We start from the raw sequence: 25,369 nt of genomic DNA, 5'->3' as shown, positions 1-25,369 counted from the left end.
AGGCGCGGTTCCTGTAGGAGCGGGTTCACCCGCGATGAGGCCCTACCAGGCAACACAAGGCTAATACTCGACCACCGCAACGGTGTATCATCCGCCCCCCAAATCATTAAAAAGTGACGTCGCGCGCTGCCCGCCAGCCCCGCGACCTTCTGGCGTTGCGCCAGAACCGACAATGGACTAACGGACCCGACCATCGTGACCCAGACCAAGCCCCTCGCCCTGCTGTGCCTCACCCTGGCCCTGACCGCCTGCGCCAGCAGCACCCCGCCCCAACCCCGCAGCAGCCTGGACTGGAACCACCCCGGCATGCAGCTGGGCGGCGACAACGGCCTGCCCCTGCGCACCGAAAGCCCGTGCCGCAAGCGTGGCTGCGACAACGACAAGCTGTTCTTCAACCCGGGCAAAACCGAGCCAAGCGTCACCACGATCCACCGCGGCTGGTAGGAAAATTCTTCTTTCAGACCGGTAACTTAGGTCATTTGCGAACAATCGCAACGAAGTGGTTTACAGGCGCCAACCGATCGTTATAATGACGCCCCACTGCCGGTATAGCTCAGATGGTAGAGCAACTGACTTGTAATCAGTAGGTCCCGGGTTCGATTCCTGGTGCCGGCACCATACGCAGTATCAAAGAAGGCTCACCGAAAGGTGGGCCTTTTTTGTTTTAAGTACACTCCGCTCGCTCCCTCCCCAGACTTGACCCCAATCAAGCCCGCTCCAGACAGATGACTTAGCCTGAGATCAGCCCCCATCGAGGCAGCTCACCATGGCCAAGAAATTCCCCACCAACCCCAACCACCCCGAACGCATCTGCTGGGGCTGCGACCTCTACTGCCCAGCCAAGGCACTGGCCTGCGGCAACGGCGCGAGCCGGACCATGCATCCCGCAGAACTGTTCGGCGAAGACTGGGACAGTTTCGATAACCGACTGGAAAAACCGATCGACCGCGAGCAGGGAACAGCCCCCAAGCCCTGACAAACCGTGCGTCAAATCAGCGCCCGCCCAGGCCAGAGCCATGACAACCATGCAACAGTCTTTTACCAATTCCCCAGGTTTTCCCTAACCCTCCTTTGCCTATCCTAGGCCGGGTCATCCCGCCTGTGATGGACCCATGAAACATTCCCTACCCAGCCGCTACGCCTGCCTCGCATTCTGCCTACTGTTCACCCTCGCCAGCCTGCCGTTGCTACACACGCACACCTGGCTATGGCCCATCACGCTGATCACCACCTTGCTCAGCCTGGTCGGCCTCAACGACCTGCGCCAAAGCCACCACGCCGTGCGCCGCAACTACCCGATCCTGGGCAACATCCGCTACCTGATCGAAACCATCCGCCCGGAAATCCGCCAGTACCTGATCGAGGGCGACGACGACAAGCTGCCGTTTTCCCGCGCTCAGCGCTCGCTGGTCTACGCCCGGGCCAAGAACGAAAGCGCCGAGAAGGCCTTTGGCACGCTCAACGACGCCTACAAGCCCGGCTTCGAGTTCATCAGCCATTCCATGTTGCCGGTGAACACGCCGGACCCTGCCTCGTTTCGCATCGCCATCGGCGGGCCGCAATGCCGCCTGCCCTACTCGGCGTCGATCTTCAACATTTCCGCGATGAGCTTCGGCGCGCTCAGCGCCAACGCCATCGCGGCGCTCAACCGTGGTGCACGCATGGGTCGTTTTGCCCATGACACGGGCGAAGGCAGTATCAGCCCGTACCACCGCGAACATGGCGGTGACCTGATCTGGGAAATCGGCAGTGGCTACTTCGGCTGCCGCACCGAGGACGGTCGCTTCGACCCGCAGCGCTTCGCCGAGCAGGCCCGCTCGCCGCAGGTGAAGATGATCGAGGTCAAGCTCAGCCAGGGCGCCAAGCCGGGCCACGGCGGCATCCTGCCGGGGCACAAGGTAAGCCGCGAGATCGCCCAGACGCGGGGCGTACGCGAGGGTGAGGACTGCATCTCGCCAGCGGCGCACAGTGCCTTCCGCACGCCAGTCGAGTTGCTGCAGTTCATTGCCAGCCTGCGCGAGCTGTCGGGCGGCAAGCCGGTGGGCTTCAAGTTCTGCCTGGGCCACCCGTGGGAGTTCATGGGCATCGCCAAGGCCATGCTGGCCACCGGCATTACCCCGGACTTCATCGTCGTCGATGGCAAGGAAGGCGGTACCGGCGCGGCGCCGCGCGAGTTCAGCGACAACATGGGCGTACCGATGCGCGAGGGCCTGATGTTCGTGCACAACACCTTGGTCGGCCTGAACCTGCGCTCCAGCATCCGCATTGGTGCGGCGGGCAAGATCGTCAGCGCCTTCGATATCGCCAGTGTGCTGGCTATCGGCGCTGACTGGGTCAACTCCGCGCGCGGCTTCATGTTCGCCATCGGCTGCATCCAGTCGCAGAGCTGCCACACCAACAAGTGCCCGACCGGGGTGGCCACGCAAGACCCACTGCGCCAGCGTGCATTGGTAGTGCCGGACAAGGCTGAACGGGTTGCCAGCTTCCACCGCAATACCTTGCATGCGTTGGCAGAAATGCTGGCCGCTGCGGGGCTGGAGCATCCTTCGCAGCTAAAACCCAAGCACCTGGCGCGGCGGATCAGCTCAAGCGAAATCGGCTTGTTCTCGGACCTGCACACGTTCCTCAAGCCGGGCGAGTTGCTGGGGGGCTCGATTGAAAGCGAGTTCTATGCGCGGATGTGGCGGATGGCGCGTAGCGACAGTTTTGCGCCGGAGACGGGCGAGGGAGAAGTGAGGGTTGCAGGGGGGCGGCGCAGGGAGGTGGAGCTGGCGTGAGGCCGGGGGCCGCTGTGCGGCCCATCGCGACACAAGGCCGCTCCTACAAGGGGAGCGTGCACTTGTGTGGCAACAGGCTGCAGATCAGGATCAGAAGATGCTGATCGGGTACTCGACGAATACCCGGACTTCGTTGCCGTCGTCGAAGTAACCGTTCTGCTGCACGGCGTTGTTGGTACGCACGAACGAGCTACGCAGCTTGATCGACAGGTCCTTGGCCGGGCCGTCCTGCACCACGTAGCGGATCTGGTTGAAGATCTCGCGCTCTTTACCTTCGCCGAAGCCCTGCGGGTTGTCGAGGTTGCGGGTATTGATGTTGTCACCCACCACGTAGGCCAGCTTGTAGGTCAGGCCCGGAATGCCGTAGGCACCGAAGTCCAGGCCGTAGCCCAGCTGCCAGGAACGCTCGTCTTCGGCGTTGAAGTCGGACCAGTACGAGTTGGCCAGGTAGATGGTCGAACCACCGTCACCCACGCCACCGGCGTTCTGGTACCAGCCGTAGTTGTAGCCGGTGCTGCCGGTGCTGCGCTGGTGGGCGATGGTGAACGAGTGCGCACCGTAGGCGTAGGTAGCGGCCAGGCTCCAGATGGTGTTGGAGTCGCCGTTCAGTTCGGCGCTCTTGACGAACTTGTTGTCGATGTCCGACTTGTAGCCGTTGAAGTCCAGGGTCAGCGACTGGTCGCTGGCGATCGGGAAGACGTAGTTCAGGCCCAGGTAGTGCTTCTTCATCACGTCTTCGTTGTCGGCGGTGTACAGCGAAGCGGTGAAGTTGTCGGTGAACTTGTAGCTGCCACCGAGCACGTTGATCGACTTCAGGCCACCACCGTCACGGCGCTCGGCGCTCTTGCGCGCTTCCTGGGTGAAGCGGCCGGCGTTCAGTTCCAGGCCCTGGATTTCCTTGGAGGTAATCAGGGTACCGGTGAAGCTTTCTGGCAACAGGCGGGCGTCGTCGTATTGCAGCACTGGCAGTGCCGGCATCTGGTCACCGTACTTGAGCACGGTGTTGGAGATGCGGAACTTCACTGCAGCGCCACCACGGGCCAGGTTGTGCGGCGAGTTGGCGTTGTTGTTCTCGTCCTTGAAGTCCGAAGGCTTGAAGAAGTCGACACCGGCGCCGCCGTTGTGGCCCTTGCCGCCGTCCAGACGCACGGCGTACAGGCCGAATGCATCGACGCCGACACCGACGGTGCCTTGGGTGAAGCCGGAGGAGAAGTTGGCGATGACGCCCTGGCCCCATTCGATCTGGTCGTCGGTGCCGTGCTTCTTGTCACGATTGATGTAGGCGTTGCGCAGCAGGACGTTGGCGTGGCTGTCCTCGATGAAGCCCTTGCTATCGGCCTGGTCATTGGCCTGTGCCTGGGTCGCGGCGATCATCGCCAGGGCGACCAGGCTGATCCTGGTTTTCAACATGTTGTTTTCCTTGTTCCTAATCAAAAACGCTCTGCAAATGACGCCAGGAACCAACGCCCCTTCGTAGGTTCGACGCTATGCGGATCCAGACTGGAAGGCCTGCCGGTAGTTACACGGCGGCTCTGGCAGCTGCGTGGCCACGATGATGGCCAGCAGGCGTTGGCCGAATCCTAGCCGTGCGCGTTTACAAATGTCAAAAAATCGTGAAATGAAGGTTGTTATAACCAAAATGTAGGCAAGCCGAGTGCATTTCTGCCCAGCGTTGCGCTATCAGCAGGCAATTTATCTTGAGTAGGAAAAGTCGGACTGATTGTGGGGCGAGGGCCTAGGTGCAGGGGAAAACGCAGGGGCGTGTGCAGTGGGACGGCAGGGTGAAGCGAGAAGTGGCCAGGGTGGGGGCTGGCCGAAGGTTGTACCTTGATAGATGCCTGTTGCCTGTGCCGGCCCCTTCGCGGGCAAGCCCGCTCCCACAGGGGCCGGCAGGTTAAGACAACCGATCAGTGCCACACCGCCATCAGCGCCTGCATTTCTGCTTCGCTGATCAGGCCTTGGGGGTATCGTCCGGCAAGCAGACGTCGTGGGTCGGTCGTCCTGACCCTGTTGCTTCCATGGTGTTTCAACCACTTCGCCACAAGCTTGAGCGATTGGTGATTCACTGCCGATGGGCGCAAAGCCGACTCACTTGCTGCATTCATCTCTACACGTACTCCTTGGCCCGTGGACGGCAAATCTACTTATGTATTGTTACAGATCGATAGCACGGCCTCGCCGGGCCACCGATCTGGCTATCCACTTGAAAACAATACAAAAGATATGCCAGCACAGCCACCGGACATCGCCCGGAAATGAAAAAGGCCCGTCAGGTGACGGGCCTCTTCTTTCACGCTGCGGTCAACGCTTGATCGGCGCTGGCTGCTGCTGGGTCAGGCAGTGGATATTGCCACCGCCCAACAACAGCTCGCGGCCGGGGATCATCACCACTTCATGATCGGGGAAAACCTTCTCCAGGATCGCTCTGGCCTCAGTATCTGCCGGGTCGTCAAAGCTTGGCGCGATGATGCCGCCGTTGACGATCAGGAAGTTGACGTACGAGCCGGCCAGGCGCACCGACGGGTCACGCTCCTGGCTGCCGGCCACCTGGTCGACACCGGCACATTCTTCAGCGGTGGCGAACAGCGGGCCCGGGATCGGCATTTTATGCACGATGAATTCACGGCCCTTGGCATCACGGGTGCGCTTGAGCACCTCCATGGCAGCGTGGCAGCGTGCATAGTTGGGGTCGTTGGAATCATCGGTCCAGGCCAGTAACACTTCGCCTGGGCGCACGTAACAGCAGAAGTTGTCGACGTGGCCATCGGTTTCGTCGTTGTACAGGCCATCCGGCAGCCAGACCACAGTGTCCACCGCCAGGTGGTCACGCAATACTGCTTCGATCTGCTCGCGGCTCAGGTGCGGGTTGCGGTTGCGGTTGAGCAGGCACTCTTCGGTGGTGATCACGGTGCCTTCACCGTCCACATGGATGGAACCGCCTTCGAGCACGAAGCCTTCGGTGTGGTAGCGCTGGCAGCGCTCCATTTCCAGCACCTTGGCCGCCAGCTCCTCGTCGCGGTTCCAGGGTGCATACAGGCCGCCATCGAAGCCGCCCCAGGCGTTGAAGCCCCAGTCCACGCCGCGTACTTCGCCCTGGTCGTTGATGACGAAGGTCGGGCCGGTGTCACGCACCCAGGCGTCGTCGTTGCTGATCTCGACCACGCGGATGTTCGGCTGGTCGAGTTGGCGACGAGCATTTTCGTACTGCGCAGCAGAAACCGCGACGGTAACCGGCTCGAAGCGGGCAATGGCCTTGGCCAGGGTCACATGGGCAGCTTGTGCCGGTTTGCCGCCCAGGCGCCAGTTGTCCGGGCGCTCTGGCCAGACCATCCATACCTGGGTTTGCGGGGCCCACTCGGCGGGCATGTGGAAACCATCGGCACGGGGGGTGGAGTTGAGGGTTTTCATGGTTGACCTCTGTGATGGCCCTGAGCCGGACTGTGCTGGGGCGTCCGCCCATTTATAACCGATATATATCGGCATTTAAAGCGCTAAACGGGAAATAGTAGTCGCCAATTAGCGTGTACAAGCCGATAACAATCGACAGACGTTCGGCTACCCCGGGCCATATACCATAGCCGGGCCTTGAGAATCCGCTGCAGCGCAGGGCGGACAAAACCGGCGAGTACGGCTAGGGTCAGTACATGGGCACACCGGCCAGCAATCCGCCATGAACATCATCCCTAGCGCAATCCCCGACGTCCTGATCATCGAGCCGAAGGTCTTCGCTGACAGCCGTGGGTTCTTCTTCGAGGCATTCAACGCCCGTGAGTTCGTCCGGCAGACCGGGGTGACAGCGGCGTTCGTTCAGGACAACCACTCGCGTTCCATCAAGGGGGTACTGCGCGGCCTGCACTACCAGGTGGAAAACACCCAGGGCAAGCTGGTGCGCGTGGTGCAGGGCGAGATCCGTGACGTTGCCGTGGATGTGCGCAAGAGTTCGCCCACCTTCGGCCAGTGGGTGGCGGTGCAGCTATCGGCCGACAACCATCGCCAGCTATGGGTTCCACCCGGTTTCGCCCATGGTTTCGCAGTGCTGAGCGACGCCGCCGAGTTTCTGTACAAGACCACCGACTACTACAACCCGGTCGCCGAGCGCTGCATCCGCTGGGATGACCCAGACCTGGCCATCGACTGGAGGCTTGAGCAACCACCGTTGCTGTCGGACAAGGACAAGGTCGGCAGTCCATGGGCAAAGGCGGAACTGCTGCCGTAACTAGCGCATAATTGCGTCAGACTTTTCTGGCGCCCCTACGTGATGATTGCAAAACCCACGCCCCCACGCCGTCCCCGCTGGCGCAGCTTGGCCTTGCTGGCCCTGTGCCTGGCCCCGTTACTGTGGCCACTGCATCACCTGGCCGAACGTTATTACCAGCAAGAGCTGGCCTCGCAGAACCGCCAGACCCTCGACCTGTACGTGGCCAACCTGCTCGGTACCCTGCACCGCTACGAGACCTTGCCACAGATCCTCGGCGACCTGCCGGCGCTGCGCAGCGTGCTGGCCGACCCGTTGCGCCTGGAGGCGGTGACCAACGCCAACCGCCTGCTCAAAGGCATCGTCGAGCAGACCGGCGCCGAGGTGATGTACCTGATGGACATCAACGGCAACACCCTGGCCGCCTCCAACTGGGACAAGCGCGACAGCTTCGTCGGCCGCAACTTCGCCTTCCGCCCCTACTTCAACGAAGCCATGGCCGGCCGCCTGGGGCGCTTCTTCGGCCAGGGCACCACATCGGCCAAGCGTGGCTACTTCTTTGCCGCGGCGGTACGCGACCGTGAACGCATCGTTGGCGTGCTGGTGGTCAAGGTCGACCTCGACCACACCGAAACCCTGTGGGGCCGTACCCCCGAGCAACTGCTGCTGACCGACCACAATGGCGTGGTCATCCTCACCTCACGGCCGGACTGGCGCTTCCGTGCCACCCGCCCGCTGAGCGAGGCCGAGCGCCAGGCCATCATCGCCATCCAGCCCTACCCGACCCAGGCCCCGCAACCGCTGGTGCTCAACCCGCAAGCGTGGATCGCCCAGACCCGCGACATCCCGGAAACCGGCTGGCAGGTCAGCATCCTTGCCCCGCGCATGCTGGTCGACCGCTCGGTGCAAACGGTGATGGCCATCGGTGCCGGCACCTTGCTGGTGCTGATGCTGCTGGCCGGCCTGGTGATGCAACGGCGCCGCCATTACATCGACCGTATCGACTTCGAGGCCCGTGGCCGGCAGGAACTGGAACAACGCGTGGCCGAGCGCACCGCCGACCTGGAAGGCCTGAACACCCGCCTCAAGCGTGCCGTACTGGAACGCGAGAACGCCCAGCAGGAGGCGGTGCGCGCCCAGGACGAGCTGGTACAGGCCGGCAAGCTCTCGGTGCTCGGCACCATGTCGGCCAGCATCAGCCACGAACTCAACCAACCGCTGGCGGCCATCCGCAGCTACGCGGAAAACGCCGAAATCCTGCTCGACCACCAGCGCATCGAGGATGCCCGCGGCAACCTCAAGCTGATCGGCGAGCTGACCGGGCGCATGGCCTCGATCATCGCCCACTTGCGCGCCTTCGCCCGCCGTGACCGCCATGCACCGGAGAGCGTGGCGCTGCAGCCGGCCCTGGACGATGCCCTCGCGCTGCTGGCCAAGCGTCGGCGCGCCATGGCCGTGGAGCTGATTCGCGACCTGCCGGAAGCCACCTTGTGGGTCCAGGCTGGCGAGACCCGCCTGCGCCAGGTGCTCGGCAACCTGTTGGCCAATGCCCTCGATGCCCTGACCGAAAAGGCCAACCCCCGCCGCCTGTGGCTGAGTGCCGAGCAGCGCGACGACTGCGTCTACCTGTACATTCGCGACAACGGCCCCGGCTTCAGCCGCCAGGCCCTGGAGCACGCCAAGGAGCCATTCTTCACCACCAAGACCCGCACCCAGGGCCTGGGCCTGGGCCTGGCCATCTGCGAAAGCCTGATGCGCGCCCTGGGCGGTGAACTGCTGCTGGCCAACCACCCGGAAGGTGGCGCACTGCTGACCTTGCAGCTGCGTGTGGCCGCGCCTGGCGCTACTTTGCCCAATTCGGAGGACCCCTCGGCATGACCACCGAGACACTCATCGACAGCCAAGCCCAGGTGATCCTGGTCGACGACGATCCGCACCTGCGCCAGGCCCTGAGCCAGACCCTGGACCTGGCCGGGCTCAAGGTGGTCGCGCTGGCCGATGCCCAGGGCCTGGCCGAGCGCATCGAAGCCGACTGGCCGGGGGTTGTGGTCAGCGACATTCGCATGCCCGGTATCGATGGCCTGCAATTGCTGGAACAGCTGCATGGCCGCGACGCCGAGCTGCCGGTGCTGCTGATTACCGGCCACGGCGATGTGCCGCTGGCGGTGCAGGCGATGCGCGCCGGCGCCTACGACTTCCTGGAAAAGCCCTTCGCCAGTGACGCGCTGCTCGACAGCGTACGCCGCGCCCTGGCCTTGCGCCGCCTGGTGCTGGACAACCGCAGCCTGCGCCTGGCCCTGAGCGACCGCCAGCAACTGGCTACCCGCCTGGTCGGCCAGTCACCGGCCATGCAGCGCCTGCGCGAGCAGATCGGCGCCCTGGCTGGCACCCGTGCCGACGTGCTGATCCTGGGCGAGACCGGCGCGGGCAAGGAGGTAGTGGCCCGCGCCCTGCACGACCTGTCCAGCCGCCGCGACGGCCCGTTCGTGGCGATCAATGCCGGCGCCCTGGCCGAGTCGGTGGTGGAAAGCGAGCTGTTCGGCCATGAGCCCGGTGCCTTCACCGGTGCGCAGAAGCGCCGTATCGGCAAGTTCGAGTTTGCCAACGGCGGCACGCTGTTCCTCGACGAGATCGAGAGCATGAGCCTGGACGTGCAGGTGAAACTGCTGCGCCTGCTGCAGGAACGGGTGGTCGAGCGCCTGGGCGGCAACCAGCTGATCCCGCTGGACATCCGCATCATCGCCGCGACCAAGGAAGACCTGCGCCAGTCCGCCGACCAGGGGCGCTTCCGCGCCGACCTGTATTACCGCCTGAACGTGGCGCCGCTGCGTATTCCCCCGCTGCGCGAACGCGGCGATGACATCCTGGTACTGTTCCAGCACTTCACCGACGCCGCCAGCCAGCGCCACGGCCTGCCGCCGCACACCCTGCAGCCGGCCCAGCGCGCCATGCTGCTGCGCCACGCCTGGCCGGGTAATGTGCGCGAGCTGCAGAACGCCGCCGAACGTTTCGCCCTGGGCCTGGAACTGGCCCTGGATGGCCAGGCAGCGCCTGCCGCGATGCCTGCGGCACCCATGCTGGGCGGCAACCTCAGCGAGCAGGTCGAGCAGTTCGAGCGCTCGCTGATCGCCGCCGAACTGGCCCAGCCCCACAGCTCCATGCGCAGCCTGGCCGAAGCGCTGGGCATCCCCCGCAAGACCCTGCACGACAAGTTGCGCAAGCATGGCTTGAGCTTTGACGGTGGCAGCGGCGGGCATGACGATCATGAGGACCACCGTTGATGAATAGCGATAGCCAGTATCTCCAGGCCGTGCTGCACGGCGACATCCCGCTGACCCGCGAAATGGGCCTGGAGGTGCTCGACTGGCAGCAGCACACCCTGCGCCTGCAACTGCCGTTGGCGGCCAACGTCAACCACAAGAGCACCATGTTCGGTGGCAGCCTGTACTGCGCGGCTGTATTGGTGGGCTGGGGCTGGCTGCACCTGCGCCTGCGCGAGCTGGGTATCGATGACGGGCATATCGTCATCCAGGAAGGGCAGATCAGTTATCCGCTGCCGGTGACCGGGGCGGCGGTGGCACGTTGCGCGGCGCCGGACGAAAACACCTGGGAACGCTTCGTGACCATGTACCAGCGTCGCGGGCGGGCGCGGCTGACGCTGGAAACCACGGTGAGCAATGCCGGTAGTGATGAGCCGGCGGTAAGGTTCAGCGGGCAGTACGTCCTGCACCGCTGAAACCCTGAGCGGCCTTGTGTCGCGATCGGGCCGCAACGCGGCCCCAAGGTTTCAGCTTCGCCGCCGGAATTGCCGGGGCCGCTTTGCGGCCCTTTCGCGACACAAGGCCGCTCCTACACGATCATGTGCGGCGGTCAGATCAGGCTCAGGAAGGCCTGGCGCCATTGTGCATTGGCCGGCAACGCCAGGAAGTGCGGGTTGAGCAACGACTCCCGTGGCGGGTAGCGGAACGGCAGGCCGTCCAGCCCGATCACTTCGCCCCCGGCGCCTTCCACCACCCCCTGGGCCGCCGCCGTATCCCACTGCGAAGTCGGCGCCAGGCGCGGATAGCAATCGGCGCTACCCTCTGCCAACAGGCAGAACTTCAACGAACTGCCGATGTTGGCCAGCTCCAGTTCACCCAGCGCAGCACCCAGCCCGGCCAACAACGCTTCCTGCTCCGGGCTGGAATGCCGACGGCTGGCCACCACGGTAAAGCGTTCTCCCAGTGGCGGTGCATTACGTACCTGGATTGGCTCAGCGGCTTCACCGGCTTGCGCACGCCAGGCGCCCAGCCCACGGCCACCGAAGTAGCAGCGCCCGTTGGTTGGCATCGAGACCACGCCAAACACCACCTCGCCGTTTTCCACCAGGGCGATGTTGACGGTGAATTCCTCGCTGCCGGCAATGAACTCCTTGGTGCCGTCCAGCGGGTCGACCAGCCACCAGCGCTGCCAGCGCTGGCGCTCGGCCAACGGGATATTGCAGTCTTCTTCCGACAGCAGCGGAATCTGCGGCGCCAGGGCCAGCAGGCCGTCGGCAAGCACCCGGTGCGCCGCCAGGTCGGCGGCGGTCACCGGCGAATCGTCAGCCTTGCTGGTCACGGCCACATCATCGCGCCAGAACGGCAGGATCGCCTCGCCGGCCTTCAGCGCCAGCTTGACCACTTCGTGCATCAGTTGCAGGTCGTTCATGCTTCCAGCAGCCCCCGCTGAATCAGCAGGTCACGCGCCAGGTACAGCGCCGCCAGGGCGCGACCTTCGGTGAACTGCGGGTGCATGGCCAAGGCCGACAGCTCGCGCAGGTTGACCTTGTCGACCCGCATCGGCTCCGGCTCGTCGCCCTCCAGGCGCTCTTCGTACAGGTCGCTGGCCAGCACCACCTGGATCTTCTGGCTCATGTAGCCGGGCGACAGCGACAGCTCGGTCAGGTGCTCCAGTTGGCGCGCACCAAAACCGGCTTCTTCCTTGAGCTCCCGGTCGGCTGCCGCCAGCACGTCCTCGCCCGGCTCGATCAGGCCCTTGGGCAGCGACAGCTCATATTCATCGGTGCCGCCGCAGTATTCTTCCACCAGCACGGCGTGCTCGGCGTCGAGCATGGCCACGATCATCACCGCGCCGTAGCCATTGCCGCGCCCCACCAGGCGCTCGTAGGTGCGCTCATTGCCATTGCTGAAACGCAGTTGCACGGCTTCGACGCGAAACAGGCGGCTGCTGGCGACGATTTCGCGGCTGAGGACGGTGGGTTTCTGGCGCATGGGGCGGCTCCTTGGCGTGAACGGGTTACTATACCGTGGCTTGCCGACTGATCGAGAATTTCCCATGCCTGTTCTTCCCTGGTCTGCCATCGATACTGTCCTGCTGGACATGGACGGCACCTTGCTCGACCTGCATTACGACAACCGTTTCTGGCTGGACCACCTGCCCCAGCGCTATGCCGAGCTGCACGGGGTGAGCCGGGCCATGGCGGAAATGGAACTGCAGCCACTTTTCGAGCGTAACGCCGGTACGCTGAACTGGTATTGCCTGGACTTCTGGAGCCGCGAGCTGCGCCTGCCGATTCGCGAGCTGAAACGGGAAATCGCCGACCTGATCGCCCTGCGCCCGGATGCCGACACGTTCCTGGCGGCCATTCGCCAGGCCGGCAAGCGCGTGGTGATGATCACCAATGCGCACCGGGATTCCCTGTCGCTGAAGCTGGAGCGGGTGGAGCTGGCGCCGTATTTCGAGCGGCTGATCAGCTCGCACGACTACGGCTACCCCAAGGAAAGCCCGCAGTTCTGGGATGCCTTGCAGGCGGATATCGGCTTTGCGCCGGAGCGCAGCCTGTTCATCGATGACACCCTGGCGATCCTGCGCAGTGCGCGGCGGTTCGGCGTGGGGCACTTGCTGGCGGTGCGCCAGCCCGATAGCCAGGCAGGGCCGCGGGATACCGAAGAATTTGCTGCGGTCGAGGACTACCGGGAGCTATTGGCAGGCCTGTGAGGGCCTCTTCGCGGGTATGCCCGCGAAGAGGCCGCTAGCGGCTGTAGAGATCAGTCAGGAATACGCAGCACTTGCCCCGGGTAGATCTTGTCCGGGTGCTTGAGCATCGGTTTGTTGGCCTCGAAGATCTTCTGATACTTGTTGGGGTCGCCGTACACCTTCTTCGAGATGGCACTCAGCGTGTCGCCCTTCTCCACGGTCACGAACCGCGCCGCCTGCGCCACCGGCCCGGTTACGGTGATCTGGTCATCCACACTGGCGACACCGCTGATGTTGCCCGCCGCCAGGATGATCTTCTCCTTTTCCTCCTGGCTGGCCACCTCGCCCTGGAGGATGATCTTGTCACCCTCTACCTTGGCCTTGATGTTCGGGTTACCCAGGCCGACATTTTCCACGTGCTTCTTCAGCTGCTCTTCGGCATCGGCATTACCGGGGGTCAGCAGATCGATCAACTTTTCGCCCGCTTCTTTCACGAAACTGAACAGACTCATGACACTCTCCTTGTTGACGTGAAACCGTTGGACAGTGAAGTCTAGGCGAAGACTCCGCCGACCCACTTGCCTCCCATCGACGCGCTCTATCAAGGCATAGACCCTAGCGATTAGACGCCGCCGGCCCGCACGCCTAGGCTTGTGCTATCAAAAAGCTGCCGATAGCCCCGGTGAACAGCCAGCCCCGATGAAAAGCAAGCCTCCGCTCTGCGCGGCCTCGCCCCTGTCCATGCCCGCAGCAAGCAACACCTACGATTACGTCCAGCTCAACGACGCCCGACGCGACAGCACCCCGCTGGCCGAGGAAGTGGCCCTGGCCATCGCCTACAACGGCCTGAACCAGGCGGTGATGCTGGTCAGCCCCACCGACCTGGAGGACTTCGCGGTCGGTTTCAGCGTCGGCAGCGGCATTGTCGATGGCACTGCCGAAATCTACGACCTGAAACTCTCCGGCAGTGGCTCGGCGATGTATGCCGACCTGGAGATTTCCAGCCGCGCATTCTGGAACCTGAAAAACCAGCGCCGCCAGTTGGCCGGCACCAGTGGTTGCGGCCTGTGCGGAGTCGAAGCGCTGGAGCAGGCATTGCCGGACCTGGCCAAGCTGCCTGGCGCCCCTTTGCCGCCTGCGCAATGGCTGGCCGGGCTGCGCGAACGCATCGATGCTTTCCAACCCCTTGGCCAGCATTGCGGCGCGGTGCACGCGGCACTGTTCATGGACCGCAACGGTGAACTGTTGCTCGGCCGCGAAGACATCGGCCGGCATAACGCCCTCGACAAGCTGATCGGTGCACTGCTGCGCCAGGGCATCGACAGCCAGGGCGGCCTGGCCATCGTCACCAGCCGCTGCAGCCTGGAGCTGATCCAGAAGGTGCTGCGTGCCGGTATCCAGACCCTGGTCAGCCTGTCGGCGCCCACCGGCCTTGCCCTGCAATGGGCGCGCAAACACAACCTCAATCTCATCCATCTGCCCAAGCACAGCGCACCGCGGGTCTATAGCCCCGTGGCGGAGTCGTAACAGTCGTGACCTCGTACCAGCACTTCCCGGAAAACGCCCCAGCCTCCCCTCCTCGCTACAAGCCCTACCACGGCCCCGCCGGTGGCTGGGGTGCACTGCGCAGCGTGGCCAAGGCCTGGGTCGGCAGCGATAACGCGCTGAAGAACATTCGCGCGCTGCTCAAGACCAACCAGAACGGCGGTTTCGACTGCCCAGGCTGCGCCTGGGGCGACTCACCCGAGAGCGGCATGGTCAAGTTTTGCGAGAACGGTGCCAAGGCGGTGAACTGGGAGGCGACCAAGCGCCGCGTCGACGCGGCCTTCTTCGCCCGCTACAGCGTCACTTCGCTGCTCGGTCAGAGCGACTACTGGCTTGAATACCAGGGGCGCCTGACCGAACCGATGGTCTACGACGCCCCCAGCGACCGCTACCTGCCGATCAGCTGGGATGCCGCCTTCGCCATGATCGGGCGCGAACTGAACAAGTTGGCCAGCCCCGACCAGGCCGAGTTCTACACTTCGGGCCGCGCCAGCAACGAAGCGGCATACCTGTACCAGCTGTTCGTGCGCGCCTACGGCACCAACAACTTCCCTGACTGTTCGAACATGTGCCACGAAGCCAGTGGTGTGGCCCTGGCGCAAAGCATCGGGGTGGGCAAGGGTACCGTCACCTTCGACGACTTCGAACACGCCGATGCGATTTTCGTCTGGGGCCAGAACCCGGGCACCAACCACCCGCGCATGCTCGACCCGCTGCGCGATGCAGTGAAGCGTGGCGCCCAGGTGGTGTGCGTCAACCCGCTCAAGGAGCGTGGCCTGGAGCGCTTCCAGCACCCGCAGCACCCATTGGAAATGCTGACCAACAGCGACCGTCCGACCAATACGGCGTTCTTCCGCCCGGCGCTGGGCGGCGACCTGGCGATGCTGCGCGGCATGGCCAAGTTCGTGCTGCAGTGGGAGCGCGAAGCCCAGGCCAAGGGCGAGCCGGCGGTGTTCGACCATGCCTTCATCGCCGAGCACGGCCATGGCGTCGACGACTACCTGGCGGTGGTGGATGCCACCCCATGGGAACACATCCAGGCCCAGTCCGGCCTGCCCCTGGCCGACATCGAACTGGCCGCGCGCATGTATTGCCGTGGCAAGCGGGTGATCATGTGCTGGGCCATGGGCATCACCCAGCACCGCCATTCGGTGCCGACCATCCAGGAAATCGTCAACCTGCAGCTGTTGCGCGGCAATATCGGCGTACCTGGCGCAGGCCTGTGCCCGGTGCGTGGTCACAGCAACGTGCAGGGTGATCGCACCATGGGCATCAACGAGCGCCCGCCGGTGGCATTGCTCGATGCCCTGGAAAAGCGCTTTGGCTTCCCCGTACCACGGCAGCAGGGCCACAACACCGTCGAGGCGATTCACGCCATGCTCGAGGGCCGCGCCAAGGTGTTCATCGGCCTCGGTGGCAACTTCGCCCAGGCGACACCGGATACCGAACGTACCGCCCAGGCGCTGCGCAACTGCGAGCTGACCGTGCACATCAGCACCAAGCTCAACCGCAGCCATCTGGTGCATGGCAAGCAGGCGCTGATCCTGCCGTGCCTGGGGCGTACCGATATCGACCTGCAGGCCGAAGGGCCGCAGGCGGTAACGGTGGAAGACTCGTTCAGCATGGTCCACGCATCCAATGGCCAGCTGCAACCGCTATCGCCACAGATGCGCTCGGAGCCCGCGGTCATTGCCGGTATCGCCGCCGCTACCTTGGGCAACAACCCGGTTGATTGGCGTTGGCTGGTGGCCGACTACGACCGTATTCGCGACTTGATTGGCGACACCATCGCCGGCTTTGCCGGCTTCAACCAGCGCCTGCGCCAGCCGGGCGGCTTCTACCTGGGCAACAGCGCCGCCGCCCGCGAATGGAAGACCAACACCGGGCGGGCCAATTTCAAGGCCAACCGGCTACCGGACACGCTGCTCGACGAGCGTGTACGCGCCAGCGGCCAACTGCCGGACCTGATCATGCAGTCGATGCGCTCGCACGATCAGTACAACACCACCGTCTACGGTCTGGACGACCGCTATCGCGGTGTGCGCGGCCAGCGCGAAGTGCTGTTCGTCAACGAAGCCGACATCCTTCGCCTGGGCTTCCAGCCAGGGCAGAAGGTCGACATCGTGTCGTTGTGGGGGGACGGGCATGTGCGCCGAGTGCGGGGCTTCACCCTGCTGGCCTTCGACATCCCGGCTGGGCAGGCAGCGGCGTATTACCCAGAGGTGAACCCGCTGGTGCCGCTGGAGAGCGTTGGCGATGGCAGCTACACGCCGACATCGAAGTTCATTGCCATCAAGCTGGAGCGGGCGCAGGGCGACGGCCGAATCCTCTAGGTTGTACCGGCCTGTTCGCGGCCAAAGCCGCATGTACAGGTGCAGCGTCAAGCCGAAGCCGTGTGTATGAGCGGATTTATCCGCGATGCAGGCGACGCGGTGGATGGCACTGGCTGTACCGGTAATCGCGGCTGAAGCCCCTACAGGGAAAATCACAAGGCCTGAGACGTGGTGTTTCTGTAGAAGCAGCTTTAGCCGCAAAGAGGCCAACAGCCCCAACGCCAAAAACGAAAAAAGCCCTGTTCCAGTGCGGTTCAGGGCTTCGTCATAAAAGTCTCAGACAGCGAAAAACAGATAAAGTTTCACTGTAAATACAGTAACTTAGAGAATTGTGTACAACTCGTGTTACTCGTCGGATTTCCATTGCAAGGCGCGCTTGTTAGCCTCAAATTCGCCTCGTCATCCCTATGAGGCTCTCTTGATGAAGAAGTACTCCTCGATACTGTTGTTGTCTTTCAGCTTGCTCAGCGGCGTTGCCATGGCAGGCGGCACCACCGAGGCCGGCATTGGCGGCGCATTGGGTGGGGTACTGGGCTCTGTGGTGGGCAACTCCATCGGTGGTAGCACAGGCGGCGCCATTGGTGCGGGCCTGGGCGGTGCAGCCGGTGGCGCCCTGGGCGCCGACAAACGCCAGCGTGGCGAGGCCGCAATCGGCGGCGCGCTGGGCGCTGCAGGTGGTAACGTGGTCGGTCGCTCGGTAGGCGGCACTACCGGTAGCTACATTGGCGCGGCAGCCGGCGGTGGTGCCGGTGGCGCACTGGGTAACTACCTGGGCAAGGAGGCCGACGAAGATGATTACCACGATGGCCGCCGCTACCGTCGTGGCTATGATGACGACCGTCGTCACTGGGACAATGGCCACCACTACGGCCATCGCAAGCATAGACGCCACTGGCGCGACTAACGCCTGAGGGCCCTGCCCCGGCAACAAAAGCCCCGCCCCTGCCAGCGGGGCTTTTTTATGCCGGCTGTTCCAGCATGACGCCGGACAGGATCCTCTGCAGCGTCTCTGGCAACATAACCGGCCGGCCGCTGGCGCGCCCGATGAACACCTGCACCACCGTCCCTGCCGCACAGGCCTCCGGCTCGCCCGGACGGAACAGCGCCAGGCGGTACTCCACCGTACTGCCCGCCAGGCGCGTCACCCCCAGCCCGACTTCCAGCACGTCGGGAAAGCCAGGCAACGCATAGAAATCCGCTGCGGAGCTGACCACGAACGCTGCCAGCTCGCCGTCGCGCAGGTCCAGTGCGGCCTGTTCGACAAGAAATGCCTGGATTGCAGTTTCGAAGAAGCCATGCACGGTAGCCCCGGCAATATGGCCATTCAGGTCGTTGTCCTGCGGGCGGGTAAGGATGGGGTGGAAGTGGCAGAAGGCAGTGCGTTGAGGGGATTCGGTCATCTGGCTGGCTCTTGTCTTCGCAACGGATGCTGACAGTGAAACAGAAAAACCTGATTTCCGCTGCTTGCACCGGTTCTGCGTAGCAGCGGCCTTGTGTCGCGATGGGCCGCCAAGCGGCCCCTGGATTTCAGCGTGGATGCAGAACTGGCGGGGCTGCCTGCAGCCCATCGCGACACAAGGCCGCTGCTACAAGGGGCGCGTGTCGGCCGGAAGAAACAAAAAAGCCGCCCCGAGGGGCGGCTTTCGTTGCAACCGGCTTCAGCTTACAGCTGCGGGCCAGCGGCCTTGATGGCGTCGGACACGTCGAACTTCTTGAAGTTCTCGATGAACAGCTTGGCCAGGCCTTTGGCAGCCTCGTCGTAGGCAGCCTTGTCAGCCCAGTTGGTGCGCGGGTTGAGCAGTTCGGTTTCAACACCCGGAACAGCCTTTGGCACGTCCAGGTTGATGATGTCCAGGTGCTCGGTTTCGGCACCGACCAGCGCGCCGCTCTGGATCGCAGCGATCACAGCACGGGTGGTCGGGATGCTGAAGCGCTTGCCAACGCCGTAGCCACCGCCGGTCCAGCCGGTGTTGACCAGGTAGACCTTGGAGTTGAAGCCGTTGATACGCTTGATCAGCAGCTCAGCGTACTCGCCAGCCGGGCGCGGGAAGAACGGAGCGCCGAAGCAAGTCGAGAAGGTCGACTTGATGCCGCCGCCCGAACCCATTTCGGTGGAACCGACCAGCGCGGTGTAGCCGGACAGGAAGTGGTAGGCCGCCTGCTCGTTGTTCAGGATCGACACCGGAGGCAGAACACCGGTCAGGTCGCAGGTCAGGAAGATGACTGCGTTCGGCTCGCCGCCCAGGTTCGCTTCGGAACGCTTGGCCACGTGCTCCAGCGGGTAGGCCGCACGGCTGTTCTGGGTCAGGCTGACGTCGGTGTAGTCGGCGTGCTTGTTGGCGTCGAGAACGACGTTTTCCAGCACTGCACCGTGCTTGATGGCTTTCCAGATGACCGGCTCGTTCTTCTCGGACAGGTCGATGCACTTGGCGTAGCAGCCGCCTTCCATGTTGAACACCACGCCCTCGCCCCAGCCGTGCTCGTCGTCACCGATCAGGTAACGGCTTTCGTCGGCCGACAGGGTGGTCTTGCCGGTGCCGGACAGGCCGAAGAACAGGGTCACGTCGCCGGCTTCGCCGATGTTGGCGGCGCAGTGCATCGGCAGCACGTCGGCAGCCGGCAGCAGGAAGTTCTGCACCGAGAACATGGCTTTCTTCATTTCGCCGGCGTAGCGCATGCCAGCGATCAGCACCTTCTTCTGGGCGAAGTTGATGATCACGCAACCGTCGGAGTTGGTACCGTCACGCTCAGGCTCGCAGACGAAGTTGGCGACGTTGAGGATCTGCCACTCGCCACGGCCAGCCGGGTTGTACTGCTCCGGGTTGATGAACAGGCAACGACCGAACAGGTTCTGCCAGGCAGTCTGGGTGGTCATCTTCACCGGCAGGTAGTGCTCGGCAGCCGCCCCTACGTGGACGTAGGAGACGAAGTGATCCTGGGCGTTGTTGAACGCCTCGACGCGGTCCCACAGGGCATCGAACTTGTCGGCCGGGAACTTGCGGTTGATCGGGCCCCAGGCAATGGCGTCCTGGGTGGAAGGTTCTTCGACGATGAAACGGTCAGCCGGCGAACGGCCAGTACGGTGACCAGTCTCCACGACCAGTGCGCCAGTATCGGCTAGTACGCCTTCACCGCGTTGCAGCGCTTCTTTTACCAGCTCATCGACGCTCAGGTCGGTGTACACGGTGTTGTTGGCTTGCGTCATGAGATACCCCATCCGGCCCGAGGCCGAGTGCTCCAAACGTTTTGTAGTTGTCTCGAAAAAACTACTACAGCGAAAAAAGTGGCCGGATTATGCCAGAAACGCCCAAAAAAAGTAGGCCCCTCCTGTCAGAACTGCGCTTTTGCGCAATTAGACAGGAGATTATCCTGTAGTTAAACGTTTCAGTGACGAGTTTCTGAGGCTACGTCCGTGCCGCCACCGGCAAACAGTTGCGCCACGTCACTGGCGTCGAAGAAATAGCGCTCGTTGCAGAACTGGCAATCGATCTCGACCTGCCCGCCGCACTCTTCCACCAACGCCTTGGCGTCCTGCTCGCCCAGACTGACCAGCGCATTGCCGGAACGTTCACGAGAGCAACTGCAATTGAAGCGCAACGGCTGGATGTCGAACAGGCGCACGGCATCTTCGTGGTACAGGCGGTGCAGCAAGGTTTCGTTGCCCAAGGCCCATTCATCGGCCTTGAGCGTGGTGGCCAGGGCGACCACGTGCTGCCAGCTTGCTTCGCGCTCTTCGTCGTCGGGCTGGCGATCGCGCGGCAGTTGCTGCAGCAGCAGGCCACGGGCCTTGCCGCCTTCGGCATGCAGCCAGAAACGGGTATTGAGCTGTTGCGACTGCACGAAATAGTTGGTGAAGCACTCTGCCAGGTTGTCGCCATTGAGGTCGACAGTACCCTGGTAGCGCTGGCCCTTGACCGGGTCGATGGTGAGGGTCAGGTGGCCATCGGGCATCAACTCCGACAGGGTCGCCTGGGGCGGGATCTGCTCCGCTTCGTAGCGGGCCATGCCGCGGATGTCGCGGTCACCGGAACACTCGACCATCAGCAGCGGGATCGGCCCGGCCGAACGCGCCTGCAGAATCAGCAGGCCGTCGAACTTCAGTGCCCCGACCAGCAGTGCAGTAGCGGCCATCAGTTCGCCGAGCAGTGTCTGCACCGGCTGCGGGTACTCATGACGCGCCAGCACCGCGGCGTAGCTGTCATCGAGAGACACCCACTCGCCGCGCACATCGCGCTCGTCGAAGATGAAACGTTGGGTGAAATCGGTATCAGGCAAGTCGCTCATAGGTTTTGGCTATCTGAGAATAATGACAAAATGGTTACAAGGGTTGTCGAAAATCGAGCGAGAACCCCGTTATAGAGCGCTTACGATGCGCTCCGCGTCCTGTTTGCAATAGAGGTATTTTATGGACAATCCACCACTGTTCCAAGCAAGGTGGTCCTTCGGGCCATTGGCAGCCTGTACGCTGCTTCCCATCGTTCTACTGTGTTTCTGGTTATGGCCCGTTGGCCAGATCCTGTGCCTGACTTTCGACGAATGGCTGTTCCACAGCCTGAATGCGCCGCTGGCGGAAAACACCACCTGGCGCTACATCTGGACGCTCGGTAGCCTGCGCCCGTTCGACATCGTCGTTGGCCTGATCCTGCTGGCAGTGCTTATCCGCGGCGACTGGGTGTTCAAGGCGGCACAGGTTCGCCAGGCCTTTTTCGGCTTTCTGGTCACGCTTGTCCTCTTAGTGGTGATTCGCGCGCTGTTTTCCAAGTGGGTGGATGCCGCCGGCTGGCAACACAAGAGCCCGTCGATGGTGTTCGACGACGTGGTGCACCTGAGCGACTACTACCCGAACCTGGAGGCTGCCTGGGAGCTCAAGGACCGTTCCAGCAAGAGTTTCCCGGGCGACCACGCTTCGGTGCTGTTGATCTGGGCATTGTTCATGAGCGTGTTCAGCCGGCGCCTGGTGCAGTACCTGGTGATCTGGGCGCTGGCGCTGCTGTTCATGCTGCCGCGCCTGGTGGCCGGTGCGCACTGGGGGCAGGATGACTACATCGGCGGGTTGCTGATGGCCGTGCTGGCATTGGGCTGGAGCTATTACACGCCACTGGCGGCCAAGGGCAGTGCGGCGCTGATGCGCTGGACAGCGCCGTTGTTCAACCTGCTGGGCAAATTACCGTTGGTCGGACGGATGGCCGTCATCCGGTGAGGCCATGGGGCCGCAACGCGGCCCCTTTCAATCGAAACTGCCATGCAACTGGTGAATCTGCCGCCGCTGCTTCTTGGTCGGCCGGCCATCGGTCGTTACCCCCAGGGCGCCCGCCTTGCGCATTTCTGCCGCCTGCTCACGGCGGCGCACGCTCTCTTCGGTTTCCTCATACAACGCCTGCGCCTCCGGCGCCCCACGCCGCACCACCGACAGTGCTTTTACCACCACCGTGCGTTCGTCGAACCCGGTGCGCAGCACGAACTCGTCGCCCACCCGCGGCTCCTTGCCCGGCTTGCAGCGCTCGCCCCGGCAATGCACCTTGCCGCTCTCGATCGCCGCCTTGGCCAGTGCGCGAGTCTTGTAGAAGCGAGCCGCCCACAGCCATTTGTCCAGGCGGACCTTGTCGTCGTCTTCGGCTTTTTGTGCCATCCCATTACCTCGAACGCTGTGTTTCATCGAACTGTACTACCGTAACGAGCGGATGCAAAAAATCCCCGCCGTGCTTACAGTTCAACACCTCATCAGCAGGGTGCGTTTCGTGAAGACATTTGACCATTTGACAGTGATCGGCCTGCGCGAGTGGGTAGCCCTGCCCGACCTTGGCGTGGCCGGGTTGCGCGCCAAGATCGACACCGGTGCCAGCACCTCCAGCCTGCATGCCACCGAAATCGAACCGTTCGAGCGCGACGGCCAACCCTGGGTCCGCTTCACTGCCCACCTGGGTTCTGTGGTGCAACTGCGCCACCGTCGCTGCGAAGCACCGCTGGTGACCATGAAGACCATCAAGAGCTCCAACGGCCAGGCCCAGACCCGCTATGTCATCCGCACGTCACTGGCATTGGGCGATGGTGTGTGGGAGGTGGAGTTCACCCTGGCCTGCCGCAAGAACATGCGTTACCGCCTGTTGCTGGGTTCCAAGGCACTGATCCACGGCCAACTGGTGGTCAACCCCGGGCTGAAATACGTACAAGACAAACCGGCCTTCCCGGCCACCCTTCCCCCTGTCACAGGTGCTGCATGAAGATCGCTGTGCTGTCGCGCAATCCGCGTCTGTATTCCACCCGCCGCCTGGTCGAAGCCGGAACCCAGCGGGGCCACGAAATGGTAGTGATCGATACCCTGCGGGCCTACATGAACATTGCCAGCCACAAGCCGCAAATCCATTACCGCGGCAAACCGCTGGAAGGTTTCGATGCGGTGATCCCGCGCATCGGCGCCTCGGTGACTTTCTATGGCTGCGCAGTGCTGCGCCAGTTCGAGATGATGGGCGTATATCCGCTCAACGAGTCGGTGGCGATTGCCCGCTCGCGGGACAAGCTGCGCTCACTGCAGCTGCTGTCGCGGCGTGGCATCGGCCTGCCGATTACCGGCTTCGCCCACTCGCCAGACGATATCCCCGACCTGATCCAGATGGTCAACGGCGCGCCGCTGGTGATCAAGGTGCTGGAAGGTACACAGGGCATCGGCGTAGTGCTGTGCGAAACCACCAAGGCGGCCGAGTCGGTGATCGAGGCGTTCATGGGCCTGAAGCAGAACATCATGGTGCAGGAGTACATCAAGGAAGCTGGCGGCGCGGACATCCGCTGCTTCGTGGTCGGTGACAAGGTCATCGCCTCGATGAAACGCCAGGCCAAACCCGGCGAATTCCGTTCCAACCTGCACCGTGGCGGGGTGGCCAGCCTGATCAAGATCACGCCGGAAGAACGCATGACCGCCATTCGCGCGGCCAAGGTGATGGGCTTGAGCGTGGCGGGTGTGGATATCCTGCGTTCCAACCATGGGCCGCTGGTGATGGAGGTGAACTCGTCACCGGGGCTGGAGGGCATCGAGGTGACCACCGGCAAGAACGTGGCAGCGATGATCATCGAGCATCTGGAGAAGAATGGCGGGCCTAATCAGACCCGGACCAAGGGTAAAGGCTGAGATTTTGGGGCTGCTGCGCAGCCCATCGCGACACAAGGCCGCTCCTACAGCAGGTCGCGCACTTTTTGTAGGAGCGGCCTTGCGTCGCGAAAGGGCCGCAAAGCGGCCCCGGTAATCACACGGCATTACGTGGCAGCAACAGCCCCAAAGGCAGCCTTACCCGCGCCTCGATCCCGCCCCCGGAGCGGTTGCGCAGCTCCACATTGCCGCCATGCTGCGCCGCGATCCGCTTGACGATCGCCAACCCCAACCCGGTGCCCTTGCCACCACGCGCCCGGTCGCCGCGAATGAACGGGTTGAAGATGGTTTCCAGCTCCGACTCGTCGATCCCTGTGCCACGGTCCAGCACACTCAGCACCACGTACGGCGCACTCTCGTCGCCCGACACATAGGCGGCCACCTCCACACCCTTGCCGGCATGGTGCAAGGCGTTGCCGATGAGGTTGCCAAGCATGCGCTTGAGCGAAACCCGGCGCAGCGGGAACGGCGGAATCGGCTCCAGGCACAGGCGCACGCGCTCTTCCGGCTGGTTGTACGGCGCCACCACTTCGCGCACCAGGTCGGCCAGGTCGACCTCTTCGAGCGGTTCGTCACGGCCATCGCGAATGAAGGCCAGGAACTGATCGAGGATCGCATCCATGTCCTCGATATCACGGACCATGTCTTCACTCAGCTCGCTGTCGCTGTTCAACAACGACAGCGACAGGCGCAAGCGCGTCAGCGGCGTGCGCAGGTCGTGGGACACCCCGGCGAGCATCAGCTCGCGCTCGCGCCCGGCCTGCTCGACATCCTCGGCCATCTGGTTGAAGGCCTTGTACACCTCGGTCATCTCGCTGGGCGTATCGCTGATCGGCAGGCGCACGCTGCGCCCCTGGCCGAGCAGCCGAGCAGCGAATACCAGGCGCTTGAGCGGCTGGTTCAGCTGACGCACGAAGATCCACGCCGAGGCAGTGGACAACAGGCCAATGGCCAGGAACCAGCCCAGCACGTTCCAGATCTTCTGCCCGCGCAGCGGGTGCGGATACAGCGGCACTTTCAGCCAACCGGGGCCCAGGCTGGGCGCGTTGACCCACAACGCCGGCGGCGCGTGAATACGCAGGCGCACCTCGGTGTCATCGCCGAGCTCGGCCTGCATCTGCCGCTGATAGATTTCACTGTAGGGCCAGTGCTGTTCGCCCTCGGGTACTCCCGAGCCGGTAACCCGGATAAGGCCTGCCGCTTCGGCGATCTTGTCGCGGTTTTCTTCGTCGGCAGCCCAGTAGGCACGCAAGGTCAGCGCGACGCCGTGGCTGTACTGGCGGTCGACCAGCACGTCCTCGTTCATCAACAGGTAGACCAGGGTCAAGGCCTTGGAGAACAGGACGACGATCAACACCAGCCACAACGTGCGGGCGAAGAAGCTTTGCGGAAACCACAGCGGTGTCTTCATCAATGACGA

General features: G+C 63.4%; 25 protein-coding genes and 1 tRNA gene. 15 read left to right on the top strand and 11 right to left on the bottom strand.

Features of this window, described 5'->3' with window-relative positions; translation table 11 throughout:
• Positions 1–195 precede the first annotated feature (195 nt).
• From ACJA3S_RS01330 to ACJA3S_RS01315, 4 genes are all read left to right on the top strand, one after another.
• The gene (locus ACJA3S_RS01330; protein WP_406820627.1) at positions 196–444 is read left to right on the top strand and encodes a hypothetical protein; all 249 of its coding nucleotides are present in this window, start codon (positions 196–198) and stop codon (positions 442–444) included.
• Positions 445–542: 98 nt separating this feature from the next.
• A tRNA-Thr gene (locus ACJA3S_RS01325) sits at positions 543–618 on the top strand.
• Positions 619–766: 148 nt separating this feature from the next.
• On the top strand, positions 767–976 hold the full coding sequence (locus tag ACJA3S_RS01320) for a DUF3079 domain-containing protein (protein ID WP_406820626.1): 210 nt from the start codon (positions 767–769) through the stop codon (positions 974–976).
• Positions 977–1,112: 136 nt separating this feature from the next.
• Positions 1,113–2,777 (top strand): FMN-binding glutamate synthase family protein, encoded by a 1,665-nt coding sequence (locus ACJA3S_RS01315; protein WP_406820625.1) that lies wholly within the window; start codon positions 1,113–1,115, stop codon positions 2,775–2,777.
• 90 nt (positions 2,778–2,867) lie between these two features.
• On the opposite strand, the gene ACJA3S_RS01310 is transcribed toward ACJA3S_RS01315, so the two are convergent.
• From ACJA3S_RS01310 to aguA, 3 genes are all read right to left on the bottom strand, one after another.
• Entirely contained in the window at positions 2,868–4,187 is a 1,320-nt protein-coding gene (locus ACJA3S_RS01310; RefSeq protein WP_406820624.1) for an OprD family porin, read from the bottom strand.
• Positions 4,188–4,684: 497 nt separating this feature from the next.
• Positions 4,685–4,882, bottom strand: coding sequence for a hypothetical protein (locus ACJA3S_RS01305; protein ID WP_256666042.1), 198 nt, complete (start codon positions 4,880–4,882; stop codon positions 4,685–4,687).
• 196 nt (positions 4,883–5,078) lie between these two features.
• Positions 5,079–6,185 carry an agmatine deiminase gene (gene aguA / locus ACJA3S_RS01300; protein ID WP_186687570.1) on the bottom strand — a complete coding sequence of 369 codons (1,107 nt, stop codon included), beginning with the start codon at positions 6,183–6,185 and terminating at the stop codon, positions 5,079–5,081.
• A gap of 262 nt (positions 6,186–6,447) precedes the next feature.
• Between aguA and rfbC the strand changes: the two genes are divergently transcribed.
• The 4 genes from rfbC to ACJA3S_RS01280 are packed head-to-tail and all read left to right on the top strand — an operon-like array spanning position 6,448 to position 10,708.
• The gene (rfbC, locus tag ACJA3S_RS01295) at positions 6,448–6,993 is read left to right on the top strand and encodes a dTDP-4-dehydrorhamnose 3,5-epimerase (protein WP_406820623.1); all 546 of its coding nucleotides are present in this window, start codon (positions 6,448–6,450) and stop codon (positions 6,991–6,993) included.
• Between the two features lie 42 nt (positions 6,994–7,035).
• Entirely contained in the window at positions 7,036–8,850 is a 1,815-nt protein-coding gene (locus tag ACJA3S_RS01290) for an ATP-binding protein (RefSeq protein ID WP_170027833.1), read from the top strand.
• The gene (locus ACJA3S_RS01285; RefSeq protein ID WP_406820622.1) at positions 8,847–10,253 is read left to right on the top strand and encodes a sigma-54-dependent transcriptional regulator; all 1,407 of its coding nucleotides are present in this window, start codon (positions 8,847–8,849) and stop codon (positions 10,251–10,253) included. The genes ACJA3S_RS01290 and ACJA3S_RS01285 overlap by 4 nt, the downstream gene beginning before the upstream one ends.
• The gene (locus ACJA3S_RS01280) at positions 10,253–10,708 is read left to right on the top strand and encodes a YiiD C-terminal domain-containing protein (protein ID WP_406820621.1); all 456 of its coding nucleotides are present in this window, start codon (positions 10,253–10,255) and stop codon (positions 10,706–10,708) included. The genes ACJA3S_RS01285 and ACJA3S_RS01280 overlap by 1 nt, the downstream gene beginning before the upstream one ends.
• A gap of 134 nt (positions 10,709–10,842) precedes the next feature.
• Here ACJA3S_RS01280 and cysQ read toward each other — a convergent pair whose 3' ends face one another.
• Both cysQ and nudE read right to left on the bottom strand, forming a co-directional pair.
• Positions 10,843–11,661 carry a 3'(2'),5'-bisphosphate nucleotidase CysQ gene (gene cysQ, locus ACJA3S_RS01275; RefSeq protein WP_406820620.1) on the bottom strand — a complete coding sequence of 273 codons (819 nt, stop codon included), beginning with the start codon at positions 11,659–11,661 and terminating at the stop codon, positions 10,843–10,845.
• Positions 11,658–12,224 (bottom strand): ADP compounds hydrolase NudE, encoded by a 567-nt coding sequence (gene nudE / locus ACJA3S_RS01270; RefSeq protein ID WP_015268611.1) that lies wholly within the window; start codon positions 12,222–12,224, stop codon positions 11,658–11,660. Before nudE ends, cysQ begins: the two co-directional genes overlap by 4 nt.
• 64 nt (positions 12,225–12,288) lie before the next feature.
• On the opposite strand from nudE, the gene yrfG reads away from it, so the two are divergent.
• On the top strand, positions 12,289–12,951 hold the full coding sequence (yrfG, locus tag ACJA3S_RS01265; protein WP_170027829.1) for a GMP/IMP nucleotidase: 663 nt from the start codon (positions 12,289–12,291) through the stop codon (positions 12,949–12,951).
• Positions 12,952–13,001: 50 nt separating this feature from the next.
• Here the strand turns inward: yrfG and lysM are convergent, their stop codons facing one another.
• A complete protein-coding gene (lysM, locus tag ACJA3S_RS01260) occupies positions 13,002–13,442 on the bottom strand; it encodes a peptidoglycan-binding protein LysM (protein ID WP_406820619.1) in 441 nt (146 codons plus the stop codon).
• Positions 13,443–13,629: 187 nt separating this feature from the next.
• Between lysM and fdhD the strand changes: the two genes are divergently transcribed.
• The 3 genes from fdhD to ACJA3S_RS01245 all read left to right on the top strand — a co-directional run bounded on the left by fdhD (position 13,630) and on the right by ACJA3S_RS01245 (position 17,712).
• Complete coding sequence (fdhD, locus tag ACJA3S_RS01255; RefSeq protein WP_406820618.1) at positions 13,630–14,457, top strand: formate dehydrogenase accessory sulfurtransferase FdhD; 828 nt, start codon at positions 13,630–13,632, stop codon at positions 14,455–14,457.
• A 5-nt stretch (positions 14,458–14,462) separates the two neighbouring features.
• Positions 14,463–16,808, top strand: coding sequence for an FdhF/YdeP family oxidoreductase (locus ACJA3S_RS01250; protein ID WP_406820617.1), 2,346 nt, complete (start codon positions 14,463–14,465; stop codon positions 16,806–16,808).
• Positions 16,809–17,229: 421 nt separating this feature from the next.
• Entirely contained in the window at positions 17,230–17,712 is a 483-nt protein-coding gene (locus ACJA3S_RS01245) for a glycine zipper domain-containing protein (protein WP_406820616.1), read from the top strand.
• Between the two features lie 55 nt (positions 17,713–17,767).
• Here the strand turns inward: ACJA3S_RS01245 and ACJA3S_RS01240 are convergent, their stop codons facing one another.
• The 3 genes from ACJA3S_RS01240 to hslO all read right to left on the bottom strand — a co-directional run bounded on the left by ACJA3S_RS01240 (position 17,768) and on the right by hslO (position 21,092).
• Positions 17,768–18,208: an acyl-CoA thioesterase gene (locus tag ACJA3S_RS01240; protein ID WP_406820615.1), complete on the bottom strand. Its 441-nt coding sequence runs from the start codon at positions 18,206–18,208 to the stop codon at positions 17,768–17,770.
• 263 nt (positions 18,209–18,471) lie between these two features.
• On the bottom strand, positions 18,472–20,013 hold the full coding sequence (locus ACJA3S_RS01235) for a phosphoenolpyruvate carboxykinase (protein WP_170027823.1): 1,542 nt from the start codon (positions 20,011–20,013) through the stop codon (positions 18,472–18,474).
• A 179-nt stretch (positions 20,014–20,192) separates the two neighbouring features.
• Positions 20,193–21,092 (bottom strand): Hsp33 family molecular chaperone HslO, encoded by a 900-nt coding sequence (hslO, locus tag ACJA3S_RS01230; RefSeq protein WP_406820614.1) that lies wholly within the window; start codon positions 21,090–21,092, stop codon positions 20,193–20,195.
• Positions 21,093–21,213: 121 nt separating this feature from the next.
• On the opposite strand from hslO, the gene ACJA3S_RS01225 reads away from it, so the two are divergent.
• Positions 21,214–22,008, top strand: coding sequence for a phosphatase PAP2 family protein (locus tag ACJA3S_RS01225; protein WP_406820613.1), 795 nt, complete (start codon positions 21,214–21,216; stop codon positions 22,006–22,008).
• A 27-nt stretch (positions 22,009–22,035) separates the two neighbouring features.
• Here the strand turns inward: ACJA3S_RS01225 and ACJA3S_RS01220 are convergent, their stop codons facing one another.
• Positions 22,036–22,437 (bottom strand): RNA-binding S4 domain-containing protein, encoded by a 402-nt coding sequence (locus ACJA3S_RS01220; RefSeq protein ID WP_406820612.1) that lies wholly within the window; start codon positions 22,435–22,437, stop codon positions 22,036–22,038.
• Positions 22,438–22,612: 175 nt separating this feature from the next.
• On the opposite strand from ACJA3S_RS01220, the gene ACJA3S_RS01215 reads away from it, so the two are divergent.
• Both ACJA3S_RS01215 and rimK read left to right on the top strand, forming a co-directional pair.
• Entirely contained in the window at positions 22,613–23,029 is a 417-nt protein-coding gene (locus ACJA3S_RS01215) for an ATP-dependent zinc protease (protein ID WP_406822186.1), read from the top strand.
• Positions 23,026–23,931 carry a 30S ribosomal protein S6--L-glutamate ligase gene (rimK, locus tag ACJA3S_RS01210; protein WP_013970455.1) on the top strand — a complete coding sequence of 302 codons (906 nt, stop codon included), beginning with the start codon at positions 23,026–23,028 and terminating at the stop codon, positions 23,929–23,931. Before ACJA3S_RS01215 ends, rimK begins: the two co-directional genes overlap by 4 nt.
• Positions 23,932–24,046: 115 nt before the next feature.
• On the opposite strand, the gene ACJA3S_RS01205 is transcribed toward rimK, so the two are convergent.
• Entirely contained in the window at positions 24,047–25,360 is a 1,314-nt protein-coding gene (locus ACJA3S_RS01205) for an ATP-binding protein (protein WP_170027819.1), read from the bottom strand.
• Between the last annotated feature and the right edge of the window lie 9 nt (positions 25,361–25,369).

The organism is Pseudomonas sp. KnCO4 (genome assembly GCF_045344305.1).
Taxonomy (GTDB): Bacteria; Pseudomonadota; Gammaproteobacteria; order Pseudomonadales; family Pseudomonadaceae; genus Aquipseudomonas; species Aquipseudomonas anuradhapurensis.
This window is presented reverse-complemented; position numbering and strand designations above follow the sequence as displayed.

Excerpts from the sequence above, each read along its gene's own strand:
- ACJA3S_RS01285 (WP_406820622.1), top strand. The coding sequence starts at position 8,847 with ATGACCACCGAGACACTCATCGACAGCCAAGCCCAGGTGATCCTGGTC.
- ACJA3S_RS01240 (WP_406820615.1), bottom strand. The coding sequence starts at position 18,208 with ATGACCGAATCCCCTCAACGCACTGCCTTCTGCCACTTCCACCCCATC.
- hslO (WP_406820614.1), bottom strand. The coding sequence starts at position 21,092 with ATGAGCGACTTGCCTGATACCGATTTCACCCAACGTTTCATCTTCGAC.
- ACJA3S_RS01305 (WP_256666042.1), bottom strand. The coding sequence starts at position 4,882 with ATGAATGCAGCAAGTGAGTCGGCTTTGCGCCCATCGGCAGTGAATCAC.
- ACJA3S_RS01205 (WP_170027819.1), bottom strand. The coding sequence starts at position 25,360 with ATGAAGACACCGCTGTGGTTTCCGCAAAGCTTCTTCGCCCGCACGTTG.
- ACJA3S_RS01225 (WP_406820613.1), top strand. The coding sequence starts at position 21,214 with ATGGACAATCCACCACTGTTCCAAGCAAGGTGGTCCTTCGGGCCATTG.
- ACJA3S_RS01290 (WP_170027833.1), top strand. The coding sequence starts at position 7,036 with ATGATTGCAAAACCCACGCCCCCACGCCGTCCCCGCTGGCGCAGCTTG.
- ACJA3S_RS01245 (WP_406820616.1), top strand. The coding sequence starts at position 17,230 with ATGAAGAAGTACTCCTCGATACTGTTGTTGTCTTTCAGCTTGCTCAGC.
- lysM (WP_406820619.1), bottom strand. The coding sequence starts at position 13,442 with ATGAGTCTGTTCAGTTTCGTGAAAGAAGCGGGCGAAAAGTTGATCGAT.
- ACJA3S_RS01280 (WP_406820621.1), top strand. The coding sequence starts at position 10,253 with ATGAATAGCGATAGCCAGTATCTCCAGGCCGTGCTGCACGGCGACATC.
- aguA (WP_186687570.1), bottom strand. The coding sequence starts at position 6,185 with ATGAAAACCCTCAACTCCACCCCCCGTGCCGATGGTTTCCACATGCCC.
- cysQ (WP_406820620.1), bottom strand. The coding sequence starts at position 11,661 with ATGAACGACCTGCAACTGATGCACGAAGTGGTCAAGCTGGCGCTGAAG.
- ACJA3S_RS01320 (WP_406820626.1), top strand. The coding sequence starts at position 767 with ATGGCCAAGAAATTCCCCACCAACCCCAACCACCCCGAACGCATCTGC.
- ACJA3S_RS01220 (WP_406820612.1), bottom strand. The coding sequence starts at position 22,437 with ATGGCACAAAAAGCCGAAGACGACGACAAGGTCCGCCTGGACAAATGG.
- ACJA3S_RS01310 (WP_406820624.1), bottom strand. The coding sequence starts at position 4,187 with ATGTTGAAAACCAGGATCAGCCTGGTCGCCCTGGCGATGATCGCCGCG.
- ACJA3S_RS01235 (WP_170027823.1), bottom strand. The coding sequence starts at position 20,013 with ATGACGCAAGCCAACAACACCGTGTACACCGACCTGAGCGTCGATGAG.
- ACJA3S_RS01315 (WP_406820625.1), top strand. The coding sequence starts at position 1,113 with ATGAAACATTCCCTACCCAGCCGCTACGCCTGCCTCGCATTCTGCCTA.
- rfbC (WP_406820623.1), top strand. The coding sequence starts at position 6,448 with ATGAACATCATCCCTAGCGCAATCCCCGACGTCCTGATCATCGAGCCG.
- nudE (WP_015268611.1), bottom strand. The coding sequence starts at position 12,224 with ATGCGCCAGAAACCCACCGTCCTCAGCCGCGAAATCGTCGCCAGCAGC.
- rimK (WP_013970455.1), top strand. The coding sequence starts at position 23,026 with ATGAAGATCGCTGTGCTGTCGCGCAATCCGCGTCTGTATTCCACCCGC.
- yrfG (WP_170027829.1), top strand. The coding sequence starts at position 12,289 with ATGCCTGTTCTTCCCTGGTCTGCCATCGATACTGTCCTGCTGGACATG.
- fdhD (WP_406820618.1), top strand. The coding sequence starts at position 13,630 with ATGAAAAGCAAGCCTCCGCTCTGCGCGGCCTCGCCCCTGTCCATGCCC.